Below are 14301 nucleotides of genomic sequence, written 5' to 3' on the forward strand. Positions count from 1 at the left end.
ACCTTTCGGGCTGCATCTCCGGTTGACCCACCCGGCACTCCCTACTGATCACGGTGCGTGACCTCGCGTACGACCCGGGTACGACCCGCGGCGCACGGAACGTCCCGCCACACCTGAGGCTGACGCGCCGGACCCTTCCTACCGCCCAATGGGTGGCGAAGAGATGCCTTTCGCCTCTTTTCCGCCCAGAAGAGGGTCTTGATCAGGGCTTGGTCAGATATAGGACGCCAGTTCCTCTCACTCGAAAGAGTGCTGGGGCGACGGCCACGCCGACCACGTAGGCTCGTGCTGAACGGGAAAGCCGTACATAGGTACAAGGAGCTGATCGTGATCCCCGGTGGTGGCCAGCCCAACATGCAGCAGCTGCTCCAGCAGGCCCAGAAGATGCAGCAGGACCTGGCGAGGGCGCAGGAGGAACTGGCTCAGACGGAGGTCGAGGGCCAGGCGGGCGGCGGTCTGGTGAAGGCCACCGTGACGGGCTCCGGCGAACTCAGGGCGCTGAAGATCGACCCGAAGGCGGTGGACCCGGACGATACCGAGACCCTCGCCGACCTGGTCATCGCGGCCGTACAGGCGGCGAACGAGAACGCGCAGACGCTCCAGCAGCAGAAGCTCGGCCCGCTGGCCCAGGGCCTGGGCGGCGGCAGCGGCATCCCCGGTCTGCCGTTCTGACGCCGAGGCGTTCCCCGGCGCGCCTTCCTTACAGGGGCCGCCGCCAACTACCGTACGTACCGTAAGGAACCCCAGGAAGGGACGGCAGTCCGTTGTACGAAGGCGTGGTCCAGGACCTCATCGACGAGCTGGGGCGGCTGCCCGGCGTCGGTCCCAAGAGCGCGCAGCGGATCGCCTTCCACATCCTCCAGGCGGAACCGACGGACGTACGGCGTCTCGCCCAGGCCCTGATGGAGGTCAAGGCGAAGGTCCGCTTCTGCGCGACGTGCGGCAATGTCGCGCAGGAGGAGCTGTGCAACATCTGCCGGGACACACGCCGCGACCCGGCGGTGATCTGTGTGGTCGAGGAGCCGAAGGACGTCGTGGCGATCGAGCGGACCCGTGAGTTCCGCGGCCGTTACCACGTCCTCGGCGGCGCGATCAGCCCCATCGAGGGTGTCGGTCCTGACGACCTGCGGATACGGGAACTTCTCGCGCGGTTGGCCGACGGGACGGTCACGGAGCTGATCCTGGCCACGGACCCGAATCTGGAAGGCGAGGCCACGGCCACCTACCTCGCCCGCATGATCAAGCCCATGGGCCTGAAGGTCACCCGCCTGGCCAGCGGCCTCCCGGTGGGTGGCGACCTGGAATACGCGGACGAGGTCACCCTCGGCCGCGCCTTCGAGGGGAGACGACTCCTAGATGTCTGACGCCACGCTGCACGCGACCGAGCCCGACCCGGACGACTTCGCGGTCCAGATCTCGGACCAGATCGAGAGCTTCCTGGTCGCCGTCACGGAGGTCGCGAAGGGCGACGAGCCGGGCTCGACGGTGCCCTTCCTCCTCCTGGAGGTCTCCCAACTCCTCCTGGCCGGCGGCCGGCTGGGCGCGCACGAGGACATCGTCCCGGACGAGCGCTACGAGCCCGACCTGGGCCCGGAGCCGGACGTGGACGAGCTCCGCGAGAACCTCGCCCGGCTGCTGGACCCGGTGGACGTCTACTCGGAGGTCTTCGACCCCTACGAGCCCCGCAAGGCCCCGGTCCCGGCGCGGATCTCCGACGACCTCGCCGACGTCATCACCGACCTCCGCCACGGCATGGCCCACTACCGTGCCGGGCGTACCACGGAGGCGCTGTGGTGGTGGCAGTTCTCGTACTTCTCCAACTGGGGCACCACGGCGTCCGCGACCCTGCGCGCCCTGCACTCGGTCCTGGCCCACATCCGTCTGAACCAGCCCCTGGAGGAACTGGACGGCCTGGACACGGACCAGGGCATGATGGGCGACGAGACGCTGGAGTTCGAGGCGGGCAAGGTCATGGCGGAGGAGATCGGGGGGCCGCTGGGAATGCGGCCCGCCCAGCGGCGGTAGCGCGGCCCCGGCCGGCCCCGTCGGCTCCGGCCGGCCGGATCAGATCCGTACGGCCGTGCCGGTCACCCCGATGCCCGTGTCCGGCTCGGCCGGCACCGTCACCGTGATCGTGCTCGGCCTGCCCATGTCCGCGCCCTGATGGATCGTCAGGGTCGCGGGCACATCGACGAGTTCGAGCTCCCGCAGATAGCCGCCGAACGCGGCCGCCGCCGCACCCGTGGCCGGGTCCTCGACCACGCCGCCGGGCGGGAACGGGTTACGGGCGTGGAACACCGTGGCGGACTCCCGCCAGACCAGGTCGACGGTGGTCCAGTCCTCGCGGGCCATGAGGGCGGCGAGCGCGGGCATGTCGTAGTCCAGGTCGGCCAGCCGCTCCCGGCTCGCGGCGGCGAGGATCGGGTGCCGGGCGCCGGCGAAGGCCACGCGCGGCGGCAGCGCCGGGTCCAGGTCCCGCGCCGACCAGCCGAGGATCGCCAGCAGCTCGGCGAGGTCGGCCTCCGCGATCGGCGTCGCATGCGGCGCCACGCTCACCAGGGTCGCCACCACGGCGCCGTCGGCCGTCCGGTCGGTGGTGACGGTGACCGGGCCCGCCTGGGTACGCAGCAGCAGGCGGCCGGTGCCGTGGCGTTCCGCGTGGGCGACGGCCGTGGCGATGGTCGCGTGGCCGCAGAACGGCACCTCGGCCAGCGGGCTGAAGTAGCGGACGTCGAGTGTGCCGTCGGCGGCGGGTACCACGAACGCCGACTCCGAGTACCCGACGTCGGCCGCCGTCGCCAGCATCGCCTTGTCGTCGACTCCGGTGGCGTCGAGCACCACCCCCGCCGGGTTGCCGCCCGCGGGATCGCTGCTGAAGGCCACGTATCGCAAGATCTCCATCCGGGGACCGTAGCCGCGCGAACCGCCCGGGGAGCACGGGAGGGACGGAAGGTGACGCGGGTTACAGAAGAAGACTTCTGAAGTGGCGTAATGCGCGGGCCCTATGGCCGGTCTCACAGGCGCACACGCACCACGGCCGCCCCCTGGCCGGTGCCCCCGCCCCTCGAATCGGAGCCCGACCATGCATGTCACCCTGGAGCAGCCGACCGGCGCCCGTCTGATCACCGCCGCGGACAAGGACATCGCGATACCGGCCACCCTCCGCTACACCTCGGCCGACCCGCTGGCCGTCCACCTCGACTTCCCGCCGCACGTCACGCTCGACGGCGAGGTCACGACCTGGACCTTCGCCCGCGCCCTGCTGAGCGAGGGCCTGCACGCCCCGGCCGGGCTGGGCACGGTACGGGTCCGGCCGTGCGGCCCGTCCCACACGTACGTGGAGTTCCACTCGACGGTGGGCACGGCCGTGCTGCGGTTCGTGACCGCGGACCTGTACCGCTTCCTGGCGCGCACCTACACCGTGCTCGCACCGGGCGAGGAGACGGTGGGGGCGGAGCTGGACGAGGGGCTGGTGGCGCTGTTCGGGGGGCGGGTGTGAGTTCGCACGGTAATCAACCAGTCACCCGGCGTGAATTGGGTACGGGCTGTCCCGGCCCTGGATCTGCCTTGTACGGGCCCTAACCGGTGCCACGCGAATCTGGAGTCACCTCCACCGCAGAGAACACGGAAAGCGGAGGGAGACCCAACCGATCGCACAGCACAGGGAGTTCGCGATGACCCGTCGTTCCATAAGCAAGCGCGTGGCCGTCGTCACCGCCGCCGCTGTCGTCGCCGTCGGCACCTTTGCCGCGGGTGGCGCCGTCGCCGGGCCCAAGAAGCCGGCCAAGCCCAGCGAGAAGCAGGTGGCCGCCCTGTTCGACGAGTGGAACGCGGCGCTGAAGACCCGGGACCCGCAGAAGGTCGCCGACCTCTACTGGGACGACGCGGTCCTGCTGCCCACCCTCTCCAACCAGGTCCGCGCCGACCGTGAGAGCCGTGTCGACTACTTCGAGCACTTCCTGGCGAACAAGCCGGTCGGCAAGAAGATCGAGACGCACATCAACGTCCTCGACTCGAACTCGGCGCTGGACGCGGGTCTCTACGAGTTCGCGCTCACCGACCACGAGACCGGCGAGAAGAGCGTCGCCAAGGCCCGCTACACCTACGAGTGGGAGAAGCGGCACGGCGAGTGGAAGATCGTCAACCACCACTCCTCGTTGATGCCCGAAGGCTGATCCGTACCGACAGCCCGCCCCCGGGAGCGTCGCCCAGGGCCACCGTCCCGCCGTCGTCGGTCACCAGCTGCTTGACGACGGCGAGGCCGAGGCCGGAGCCGGCCTTCCCGGTCAGGCCCTGGCCGCGCCAGAAGCGGTCGAAGGCGCGGGACTTCTCCGCGGCCGACATACCGGGCCCCTCGTCGTCCACCGACAGCGTCACCTCGTCGCCCCTCGGGTCCACCCGGACGGTGATGGTGCCGCCGTCCGGTGACACCTCCAGGGCGTTCGAGAGCACGTTGTCCAGCACCTGCTCCAGATGACCGGGGCTGGTCAGCACAAGCAGCCGGCCGTCGGCACTCCCCCTGAGCGTGATGGTGACTCCACGCTCGTCGGCGGCCGGCCTCCACACGTCCAGCCTCTCCCGCACGATGTCTAGCAGCGGCAGCGGCTCGGCCACCGTCACCTTCGCCTCCGCGCGCGCCAGCACCAGCAGGCCGTTGACCAGGCGGCTCATCCGGACGACCTCGGCCGTCGCCTGCTCCACGTCCTCCTTCACGAACTCGTCGTCCACGCCGTCGGCGATGTTGTCCAGCGAGAGCCGCAACGCGGTGAGAGGGGTACGGAGTTGATGCGAGGCGTCGGCCACGAAGATGCGCTGCGCGGCGATCAGCGTGTCCAGGCGTTCGCCCGCCTGGTTGAGCGTGCGGGCGAGGGTCTGTGTCTCCTTCGGGCCCGTCACGGGGGAGCGGGCCGTCAGATCGCCGTCGCTGAACCTGCTCGCCGTGTCGTTGAGCTGGCGCAGCGGTCGGGTGAGCCTCCGGGCCACCACCGCGCCGATCACGGCGGCCACGACCAGGACGGCCACCGCGAGACCTGCCCGGAAGCCCCAGATCGTCCACAGCCGGTCGGTCAGATCGCTCGTCGAGTACACGATGCGTACGGCGCCGACGACCGGGCCCTCGTTGCGTCCGTCGAGGTCCTCCCTGCTCTCGCGGGCGGCGACCGTGATCTTCAGTTCCGGGCCCCAGATGAAGGACGAGCCCCAGTCGGTCGTGGGGTCACCCGTGTCCAGGGTCCTGGTCAGGGCCGCGTCCTCCTGCGGGCTCCGCAGGTTCGTGTCGCAGCGGTCGGTCACCTCGACCTCGCCGGGTGTCTCACCTTCGAACGCGTCGGCCATCTCCACCAGCGCCGCGCACGACGGGGGGTTGCCGTTGCCGAGCAGCAGGGCCATGGTCTCGGCCTCACGCTCGACGGAGGCCGCGGTGTCGTCCCGCAGCTGGTCGGTGAGGGAGAAGGCCACGGGCACGGTGAACACGGTGATGGCGCCCGCGACGAGCACGACGTAACTGCGGATGAGCTGACGGATCATGACGCGCCGCCACCGTCCTTGCCACCGCCGCCGGTGCCGCCCTGGTGGCCCGGGTCCCCCTTGGCGATCTCCAGCCGGAACCCGACGCCTCGCACCGCCTCGATGGTGATCACCCCGGCCAGCTTCCGTCGCAGCGCCGCCACATGGACGTCGAGCGTCTTCGTCGGGCCGAACCAGTTGGCGTCCCAGACCGCTTCCATGATCTGCTCGCGCGACATCAGCGCCCCGGGCTCCTCGGTGAGGAAGGCCAGCAGGTCGTACTCCTTGGGCGCGAGGGCCACCTCCTCGCCGTCCAGGCGGACCCGGGCCGCCTTGCGGTCGATGGTGAGGCGGTCGCCGTAACGGTCCGGGCCTGCCTCGGCCGCGGCCCCACGGGGCTGCATCCGGCGCATGACCGCTCGTATCCGCGCGATGACCTCGCGCACCCCGAACGGCTTGGAGACGTAGTCGTCGGCGCCGATCTCAAGACCGACCACCCGGTCCGTCTCGTCGCTGCGCGCGCTGATCACGATGATCGGCACGTCGCCGCGCTCACGCAGCGCCTTGCAGACGTCGAGACCGTCGGTGTCGGGCAGGCCGAGATCGAGCAGTACGACGTCGTAGGGCTCGGCGTGGCTGAGCGCCGCGGCGCCCGTGGTGACCCAGGCCACCTCGAAGCCGTAGCGCAGCAGTCCGCGCCGGAGCGACTCGGCGACCGGTTCATCGTCTTCCACCAGAAGTACGCGCACAGGGCGAACCATAGTGGTTGAACTTTAAAGACGACCGGACGCCGAGCCTGTGAACAGGTGATATGCGGTGAAAGCGGTTGCTACCACATGATCGGCAGCCGTTCCGGGATCCGTTTCATGAACCCCGTCCGCCATACCAGCTGCTCGATCGGCACCGCGAGCCGCAGCCCGGGCATCCGCTCCAGCAGGGTCTCCAGCGCGATCTCGGCGTGCCTGCGGCCGAGGGCGGTGGCAGGGCAGTAGTGACGGCCGCCGCCGAAGGAGAGGTGGGCCGTGGCGTTCTCGCGGCCCAGGTCGACCGTGTGCGGGTCGGGGAAGGCGGCCGGGTCGAAGTTGGCGCCCTCGACCAGGACCAGGACCAGTTCGCCCGCCTTCACCTCCACCTCTCCGAGGCGTACGTCCTCGGTCGCGAGCCTCGGCAGTCCGTCGCCGATGGAGAGGTTGACCCGCAGGAGCTCGTCCACCGCGGCCGGGACCAGGGTGCGGTCGGCGAGGAGACGGGCGTGCAGCTCCGGGTGCTGGATCAGCGAGACCAGCGCCATGGTCAGGAAGCCCGAGGTGGAGATGACGCCCGCGCCGAACATCGTCACCCCGACCGTCGCGAGCATCTCGTCGGTGAGGTGGCCGTACTCGGGGTCCGCGCGCAGGGCGGCCAGCTCGGCCATCAGACCCGTGGTCGCCGGGTCATCGAGCCGCTCGGTCATGTAGGTGATGTCCCGGTCCCAGTTGAGCCGGGCGCCCGCGACGGGGCAGGCCGAGTTCATGAACGCGATGTCCAGGCTCCGCATCAGGCCGGGCGCGTCCTGCTGCGGGATGCCGAGGATCCGGCAGTGCATGCCCGCCGAGTACGGGTCGGCGAAGCCACCGCGCAGATCCGCGGGGGCGCCCTCGCGGAGCAGCCCGTCGACGAGTTCGGCGGCGTAGGAGCGCATCCACTCCGCGAGGCCCGGGCTCTTCGGGTTCAGCGCCTTCAGGACCGCCTTGCGCAGTCCGGCGCCGGTGATGTTCCCCATGTTGTTGACGACCTCGGGCGGGATCGTCAGCGCGTACTGGCGGGGCACGCCCGGGGCCGAGGTGTCCTTCAGGCTGAACCGCGGGTCTTCCAGGACCTGTTTGCACAGGTCGTACGACGACACGAGCCAGGCCTCGTCGCCGGCGATGGTACGGACCCGGCGCACCGGGGTGCGGGTGCGCAACTCCTCGACCTCGTCGGGGAGTTGGTCCCCGCGCCAGGAGAACGGGAAGTCGATGGGCGAGAGCGTGTCAGTGGACATCGGCGTCCGGTCCCTCCGTGTCGGTTCCCTCGGCGGGCGTCACGATGGCGTGCCCCTGGTTGCGGGAGGCGCGCAGTCCGGCGCCGCGGGAGTAGAGCAGCTCGGCCATCGGCAGGAGCTGGTGGTAGCAGTTGAGGGAGGACGGGACGCCGAGGATGGCGGGGGTGTCCAGGAAGAGAGGGGCCTCGGCGCAGACGTAGGCCAGGCAGACCTCGCGCTGGGCGCCGGTCGCGCGCCCGGCCTTGCCGGCCAGGAAGGAGTCGACGAGCTTCTCGCAGGTCGTGCGGAACTCGTCGTCGGTGGCGAGGCGGGCCTGGAGACGGTCGTGGATCTCGCGGTAGGCCGGGTTGCCGCGGAAGTCGGACATGGCGTGGGCGTGCAGCCGGGTGCCGCCGGGGTCGACGGCCTGGACGGCGCCGAGCACCTTGGCCCGTACCCCGCGCAGGTTCTTCACCGCCTTGCGGCGCGCGTCGTCGGGTGGATAGCCGGACGCCGCGTACATCTCTGCCACGTACAGATCCGTGTAGACGAAGTCGACCCGCTCGAAGCGGGCGAGACCCCAGCGCGCGAGGTCGTGGACGCGGTCGGCGGAGAAGTAGCTGTTGCCGGGGGAGACGCCGATGACGGCGTGGTCGCCGGCGGCGCGGATGACCTCGCAGTGCTCGGTGAAGGGCTGGATCTCGAAGAGGGCGGCCGGGGCAGGAGTCCGCGTTTGCGTTCCGGCTGCCGGTTCGGCTTGCGTGACGTGCTGGATCTCTGAAGCGGTCACAGTCGTCAAAGGAGGAGAATCCTTCGCGTCGCGAGTCCCGATGGAGCCTTGTGCCCCTGGTGTAGCGACGACGACGCGAAGTTAGCGGGCGACTACGGAGAGCGTCAATGGCCGATTTCGCACTGTGGACCGCGCGGTTCACGCCGGGGTGGGTGCGGGCCTTCGTCGACCCGAGTGACCTGCACCACTAAACCGATTGCCCCACCCCCGACCGGGCAGACACCACCCCGAGCGCCCGAATCTCACCATCTGGGAACCCCAAGGTCGTTTTCGGACGCTCGGTAAACTGAGCCGACACACACGGACTGAGCGAGGAGCGCACGTGGGCCTTGTCGTGCAGAAGTACGGAGGCTCCTCCGTAGCCGATGCCGAGGGCATCAAGCGCGTCGCCAAGAGGATCGTGGAAGCCAAGAAGAACGGCCACCAGGTGGTCGCCGTGGTTTCCGCGATGGGCGACACGACGGACGAGCTGATCGATCTCGCCGAGCAGGTATCCCCGATGCCCGCCGGACGCGAGCTCGACATGCTGCTGACCGCCGGAGAGCGGATCTCCATGGCCCTGCTGGCCATGGCGATCAAAAACCTGGGCCACAGCGCCCAGTCGTTCACCGGTTCGCAGGCAGGTGTCATCACCGACTCGGTCCACAACAAAGCGCGGATCATCGATGTCACGCCGGGCCGGATCCGCACCTCGGTGGACGAGGGCAACATCGCCATCGTCGCCGGTTTCCAGGGCGTGAGCCAGGACAGCAAGGACATCACCACGCTGGGGCGCGGCGGGTCCGACACCACCGCGGTCGCGCTGGCCGCCGCGCTCGACGCCGAGGTGTGCGAGATCTACACCGACGTCGACGGTGTGTTCACCGCCGACCCGCGCGTGGTCAAGAAGGCGAAGAAGATCGACTGGATCGCCTTCGAGGACATGCTGGAGCTGGCCGCGTCCGGCTCGAAGGTGCTGCTCCACCGCTGTGTGGAGTACGCCCGTCGTTACAACATCCCGATCCACGTCCGGTCCAGCTTCAGCGGACTGAAGGGCACGTGGGTCAGCAGCGAGCCGATCGAGCAAGGGGACAAGCAGGTGGAGCAGGCCATCATCTCGGGTGTCGCGCACGACACCTCCGAGGCCAAGGTCACGGTCGTCGGTGTCCCGGACAAGCCGGGCGAGGCCGCCGCGATCTTCCGTGCGATCTCCGACGCCGAGATCAACATCGACATGATCGTGCAGAACGTGTCCGCCGCCTCCACCGGTCTGACGGACATCTCTTTCACGCTGCCGAAGTCCGAGGGCCGCAAGGCCATCGACGCCCTGGAGAAGAACAAGGGCGGCATCGGCTTCGACTCGCTGCGCTACGACGACCAGATCGGCAAGATCTCCCTGGTCGGCGCCGGCATGAAGACCAACCCGGGTGTCACGGCCGACTTCTTCAAGGCCCTGTCCGACGCGGGCGTGAACATCGAGCTGATCTCGACCTCCGAGATCCGCATCTCGGTCGTCACCCGCGCCGACGACGTCAACGAGGCCGTCCGCGCCGTGCACTCCGCCTTCGGACTCGACTCCGACAGCGACGAGGCTGTCGTGTACGGGGGCACCGGGCGCTGATGGCGGGAATGCCGTCCCGTCGACCGACGCTCGCGGTCGTGGGTGCGACCGGGGCCGTGGGCTCGGTCATGCTCCAGATCCTGTCCCAGCGCGCGGACATCTGGGGTGAGATCCGTCTGATCGCCTCGCCGCGCTCGGCCGGCCGCAAGCTGGCCGTGCGCGGCGAGGAGGTCGAGGTGGTGGCGCTCACCGAGGAGGCCTTCGCCGGGGTCGACGTCGCGATGTTCGACGTCCCCGACGAGGTGGCCGCCCGCTGGGCGCCGATCGCCGCCGCCAAGGGTGCGGTGGTGGTGGACAACTCAGGCGCCTTCCGGATGGACCGGGAGGTGCCCCTCGTCGTCCCCGAGGTCAATCCGCACGCGGTCCGGATGCGGCCGCGCGGGATCGTCGCCAACCCCAACTGCACCACCCTCTCCATGATCGTGGCGCTGGGCGCGCTGCACGCCGAGTTCGGGCTGCGCTCCCTGGTGGTGTCCTCGTACCAGGCGGTGAGCGGGGCCGGGCGGGCCGGCGTGGAGACGCTGCGCCGGCAGCTGTCCCTGGTCGCCGGTACGGAACTGGGGACCAGCCCCGGTGACGTACGGCGGGCCGTCGGCGAGAACACCGGGCCGTTCCCGGAGCCGGTCGCGCTGAACGTGGTGCCGTGGGCCGGGTCGCTGCGCGAGGACGGCTGGTCCTCGGAGGAGATGAAGGTGCGGGACGAGTCCCGCAAGATCCTCGGGCTGCCTCAGCTGCCGGTCGCGGTGACCTGCGTCCGGGTGCCGGTGCTGACCGGGCACTCGCTGACCGTGCACGCCCGCTTCGAGGGCGAGGTCACCGTCGCCAAGGCGCGCGAGATCCTGGCCACCGCGCCGGGGGTCGTGCTGTACGACGACCCGGACGCCGGTGAGTTCCCGACGCCCGCCGACGTGGTGGGCACGGATCCGACCTGGGTCGGCCGGGTGCGGCGCGCGCTCGACGATCCGACGGCGCTCGAACTCTTCGTCTGCGGCGACAACCTGCGCAAGGGCGCGGCCCTGAACACCGCGCAGATCGCGGAGCTGGTGGCGGCGGAGTTCCGGTGAGACCCCAGGTGGCGCCGGAAATCCCGTGGGCTCCTACGGATTCGTTTGTAGGATCTGTGTGAAAAGTGTGAGCCGATCGATGGTCCGGACCACTTGAACCGGACACTGTCGGCAGTTGAAGATTTTCCTCCCCGCCCTGCAACCGCTTGCAGGGCGGGGAGCGTCTTTGCGGTCGCCTTCAGGGGGCGTGGAGACGCGTTTTTCTGGCGTGGGGACGCCGAATGGGCAGGGCGTGGGGACGCTCTGGCCATATGGACATAAAGGAAGAGCGGGTAGGCATGTGGGCGTTTGACGCACGGTCAGCTGTGCTGCCTGGCGCGAGAGTCTCGGTCGCGGTGGCCGGAGGGCCGGCTGTCGCGACTGGCGCAAAAGTGACGTCCGGCACGTACAACCCTCATGGGGGGACGCGTGTCCAACAGGCGTGGCAGAGGTACTCGACTTCACTGCGGCGACCCGCGGCACGGCCCTACGGCCGCCCCGCCGGCCCGTCCGACCCCGCATGCCCGGTGCGCCCGGCGGCATGCCGGTGATCGCGCCCATGCCCGCAGCGCGGCCCGCCCGCATACCCAGTCAGCGTGACGGTGCCGAGGACACCGCGGCGGCCGGCACGACCGTCGACCACCTCACCGAGACCTACCGGGCTCACTACCGCTCGCTGCTGGGTCTCGCGGCGCTCCTCCTCGACGACACCGCCTCCTGCGAGGACGTCGTCCAGGAGGCGTTCATCCGCGTCCACTCCGCGCGCAAGCGCGTCCGGGACCCGGAGAAGACGCTGGCCTACCTCCGCCAGACCGTCGTCAATCTCTCCCGCTCCGCCCTGCGCCGCCGCATACTCGGCCTGAAGCTGCTGTCCAAGCCGATGCCCGACATGGCGAGCGCGGAGGAGGGGGCGTACGACCAGCTGGAGCGGGACTCCCTCATCAAGGCGATGAAGGGTCTGCAGCGCCGGCAGCGCGAGGTGCTGGTCCTCAGGTACTTCGCGGACATGACCGAGGCGCAGGTCGCCGAGACGCTCGGCATCTCGCTGGGCTCGGTGAAGGCCTACGGCTCGCGCGGCATCGCCGCGCTGCGGGTCGCCATGGAGGCGCCGGCATGAGCGGGGACCATGACGCCGAGCCGGCCGGGCGGCCGGACAAGCAACAGCCGAAGCAATCGCACGCTGGGAACGGAACTGTGAACCACGGCCCCGACGACCAGGGCCCCGAGGGGTTCGACTCGGACGAGCTGGCACTGCGCCGCATGCTGCATCACGCGGTCGAGGAGATCGAGCCGCGCGAGGGCACGCTGGATCATCTGCGGCGGGCGGTGCCCGCACGGCGGGCGCGCAAACGGCAGGCGCTCGTCGGCGCGGCGGCCGCGGTGCTCTTCGTCGGCACCGCCGTCCCCGCCCTGGTGCACGTCTCCAACGCCACCGGCTCCAACGTCAACTCCTCGAACGCCGGTCATGGCGAACAGGCGCAGGGGGGCGCCGGGCAGGGCAAGGAGACCGAGGGCGGCGAGAGCACGTCCGGCGCCACCTCGGGCAAGGCCGAGGACAAGGGCAAGGGCAACGAGAAGGACGAGGACAAGGGCAACGGCACCAGCACCGGTCCGGGTGCCGGCTCCGGAAGCCCCACCGACCCCTTGGCGACCCCGGCCGGCGTCGCCGCCTGCACCGCCGCCCAGCTCGGCACCTCCGGTGGGACCACCGACCTCCCCGACTCCTCCGGCACGGTCTACGGCACGTTCACCTTCAGCAACGTCTCCACCGCCGACTGCACGGTGAGCGGCCCGGGCTCGGTGGCCCTGGCAGCGGGCGGAGCGGCGGACGGCTCGAAGATCTCCCAGGCCCGGCATGCCGCCGGGGACGCGGCGGTCGGCCTGCCCGACCCGTCCCAGGAGCTCGGCGCCCTCGTCCTCAAGCCGGGCGACTCCTACCAGGTCAAGTTCGCCTGGGTCCCCTCGGAGACCTGCCCCTCGACGGGTACGAACAACGGCGGCGGCACGGGCGGCCCCGACCCTTCACCCACCCCGACCCCGACCGAGAACACCACCGGTACGACGGAGGGCACCTCCACGGGCGGCGACACCGGCACCTCCACCCAGCTGATGACGGAGGACACCACCGCCGACGGCAGCGTCACCATCTCCCTCACCGCGGAGACGGGAGCGCCGACGGCCTCGGTGACGGTGTCCAACGCGTGTGCGGGCGTCGTGTACTGGACGGGCGTGCTTCAGGGAGTGTGAGGGCGCGCGCGGGGTCCTCGGCGGGCGTTCGCCTCTCCCGGGGGCTCCCCGTACTCCGGGGCTCCCGACGCTCCCGGTACTCGCGGCGCACCGTTCAGGCGTTGGCCTTCTCCTGCGCAGCCGGATCCCCGCCGGGCTGCTCGTCCGGCAGCAGCCCCAGTTCCGCGTCCCGCAGGGTCTCCACCTCGCGGCGCAGCAGACGGAACCACATGAAGACCACGAAGCCCGCGAAGACGAACCACTCGCCGGTGTAACCCAGGTTCTGGAACGCCTTCAGGTCCAGGCCGGTGTCACTGGCGGCGGTCGCCGGGACCGGCTTCATACCCGAGTCGGCCTTGTCGAGGGTGATCCAGGCGTCGTACACGTCGTACGGCACCAGGTTCACCAGCGTCGCCGCGCTGATCGCCGCCGTCTGGCCGGAGGGCAGGCCGCCGCGTGCCGGCACGCCGTTCTCACCGGGCACCTCGGAGGCCTGGAGCGCGCCGGTGACCGTGACCTCGCCGGTCGGTGCGGCGGGGGCCTCGGCCCGGTCGGCGTCGCCCGGCAGCCAGCCCCGCACCACCGGCAGCGCCTTGTCGTCGTCGGTGTGCAGCAGCGTCAGGACGTAGTAGCCCTGCCGGTCGTCCAGCTCCCGGCCCGGCACGAGCAACTGCTTGCCGTACCGGCCGCTCGCGGTGGCCTGCCTGCCCGACGTCGCCTTGTCCACCGGCAGCAGCTCGGCCAGCGGCCGGGGCGCCTCGGTCTCGGCCTTCTCGGCCAGCTCACCGGCGGTGCGATGGTCCTGCACCCGCGCCTCGAACCGGCTCAGCTGCCACGACCCCATGAACACACAGAAGGGGATGGCGAGCAGCACGAAGACGTTGATCCCCCACCAACGGGGCGTCAGCAGAAACCGGTACACGCCCTCAACGGTACGGGGCTCCTGCGGAGGGCTGGGCTGCGGGGTCGTCGAGGGGAGGCCGCCGAGGCCGGGTGTGCGACGAACGGTTGAGGTCTTTCAGCCCGTCCGGCGTTTGAGGACGAGGCCGAAGGCCGATGGCGGGGGTCTGGGGGCGCAGCCCCCAGCGGGGTCGAAGGGGCGGAGCCCCTTCAAGGGATGGGACGGGTAGGGGCG

Annotated in this window: 15 protein-coding genes; 9 read left to right on the plus strand and 6 right to left on the minus strand. The window is 70.5% G+C overall.

Translation table 11 applies throughout. From position 1 onward, the window contains the following. Positions 1-327: 327 nt before the first annotated feature. The 3 genes from L0P92_RS34240 to L0P92_RS34250 all read left to right on the plus strand — a co-directional run bounded on the left by L0P92_RS34240 (position 328) and on the right by L0P92_RS34250 (position 2025). Positions 328-672 carry a YbaB/EbfC family nucleoid-associated protein gene (locus L0P92_RS34240; RefSeq protein WP_234766960.1) on the plus strand — a complete coding sequence of 115 codons (345 nt, stop codon included), beginning with the start codon at positions 328-330 and terminating at the stop codon, positions 670-672. Positions 673-764: 92 nt separating this feature from the next. After that, a complete protein-coding gene (gene recR, locus L0P92_RS34245; RefSeq protein ID WP_030053254.1) occupies positions 765-1364 on the plus strand; it encodes a recombination mediator RecR in 600 nt (199 codons plus the stop codon). Beyond that, positions 1357-2025, plus strand: a complete 669-nt coding sequence (locus tag L0P92_RS34250; RefSeq protein ID WP_234766949.1) for a DUF5063 domain-containing protein — start codon at positions 1357-1359, stop codon at positions 2023-2025. Before recR ends, L0P92_RS34250 begins: the two co-directional genes overlap by 8 nt. Before the next feature lie 39 nt (positions 2026-2064). On the opposite strand, the gene L0P92_RS34255 is transcribed toward L0P92_RS34250, so the two are convergent. Beyond that, positions 2065-2901, minus strand: coding sequence for a PhzF family phenazine biosynthesis protein (locus L0P92_RS34255; protein WP_234766950.1), 837 nt, complete (start codon positions 2899-2901; stop codon positions 2065-2067). Between the two features lie 181 nt (positions 2902-3082). Here L0P92_RS34255 and L0P92_RS34260 point away from each other — a divergent pair, with 181 nt between their 5' ends. Next, positions 3083-3499 (plus strand): SsgA family sporulation/cell division regulator, encoded by a 417-nt coding sequence (locus L0P92_RS34260; RefSeq protein ID WP_234766951.1) that lies wholly within the window; start codon positions 3083-3085, stop codon positions 3497-3499. A 175-nt stretch (positions 3500-3674) separates the two neighbouring features. Then, on the plus strand, positions 3675-4175 hold the full coding sequence (locus L0P92_RS34265; RefSeq protein ID WP_234766952.1) for an SgcJ/EcaC family oxidoreductase: 501 nt from the start codon (positions 3675-3677) through the stop codon (positions 4173-4175). On the opposite strand, the gene L0P92_RS34270 is transcribed toward L0P92_RS34265, so the two are convergent. The 4 genes from L0P92_RS34270 to L0P92_RS34285 all read right to left on the minus strand — a co-directional run bounded on the left by L0P92_RS34270 (position 4141) and on the right by L0P92_RS34285 (position 8297). Continuing rightward, positions 4141-5526 (minus strand): sensor histidine kinase, encoded by a 1386-nt coding sequence (locus L0P92_RS34270; protein ID WP_234766953.1) that lies wholly within the window; start codon positions 5524-5526, stop codon positions 4141-4143. The genes L0P92_RS34265 and L0P92_RS34270 overlap by 35 nt on opposite strands. Continuing rightward, positions 5523-6254 carry a response regulator transcription factor gene (locus L0P92_RS34275; protein ID WP_234766954.1) on the minus strand — a complete coding sequence of 244 codons (732 nt, stop codon included), beginning with the start codon at positions 6252-6254 and terminating at the stop codon, positions 5523-5525. Before L0P92_RS34275 ends, L0P92_RS34270 begins: the two co-directional genes overlap by 4 nt. Before the next feature lie 80 nt (positions 6255-6334). Continuing rightward, positions 6335-7528: a cytochrome P450 gene (locus tag L0P92_RS34280; protein WP_234766955.1), complete on the minus strand. Its 1194-nt coding sequence runs from the start codon at positions 7526-7528 to the stop codon at positions 6335-6337. Next, positions 7518-8297, minus strand: coding sequence for a cyclodityrosine synthase (locus tag L0P92_RS34285; RefSeq protein WP_234766961.1), 780 nt, complete (start codon positions 8295-8297; stop codon positions 7518-7520). The genes L0P92_RS34280 and L0P92_RS34285 overlap by 11 nt, the downstream gene beginning before the upstream one ends. Before the next feature lie 322 nt (positions 8298-8619). On the opposite strand from L0P92_RS34285, the gene L0P92_RS34290 reads away from it, so the two are divergent. The 4 genes from L0P92_RS34290 to L0P92_RS34305 all read left to right on the plus strand — a co-directional run bounded on the left by L0P92_RS34290 (position 8620) and on the right by L0P92_RS34305 (position 13187). Continuing rightward, positions 8620-9897 carry an aspartate kinase gene (locus L0P92_RS34290; RefSeq protein WP_234766956.1) on the plus strand — a complete coding sequence of 426 codons (1278 nt, stop codon included), beginning with the start codon at positions 8620-8622 and terminating at the stop codon, positions 9895-9897. After that, positions 9897-10961, plus strand: a complete 1065-nt coding sequence (locus tag L0P92_RS34295; protein WP_372497378.1) for an aspartate-semialdehyde dehydrogenase — start codon at positions 9897-9899, stop codon at positions 10959-10961. Before L0P92_RS34290 ends, L0P92_RS34295 begins: the two co-directional genes overlap by 1 nt. 499 nt (positions 10962-11460) lie before the next feature. Further along, entirely contained in the window at positions 11461-12057 is a 597-nt protein-coding gene (locus L0P92_RS34300) for a SigE family RNA polymerase sigma factor (protein ID WP_234766962.1), read from the plus strand. A gap of 77 nt (positions 12058-12134) precedes the next feature. After that, entirely contained in the window at positions 12135-13187 is a 1053-nt protein-coding gene (locus L0P92_RS34305) for a hypothetical protein (RefSeq protein WP_443733828.1), read from the plus strand. A 94-nt stretch (positions 13188-13281) separates the two neighbouring features. On the opposite strand, the gene L0P92_RS34310 is transcribed toward L0P92_RS34305, so the two are convergent. After that, complete coding sequence (locus L0P92_RS34310; RefSeq protein WP_234766959.1) at positions 13282-14088, minus strand: SURF1 family protein; 807 nt, start codon at positions 14086-14088, stop codon at positions 13282-13284. Between the last annotated feature and the right edge of the window lie 213 nt (positions 14089-14301).

The sequence above is a fragment of the Streptomyces muensis genome, assembly GCF_021474425.1.
Taxonomy (GTDB): Bacteria; Actinomycetota; Actinomycetes; order Streptomycetales; family Streptomycetaceae; genus Streptomyces; species Streptomyces muensis.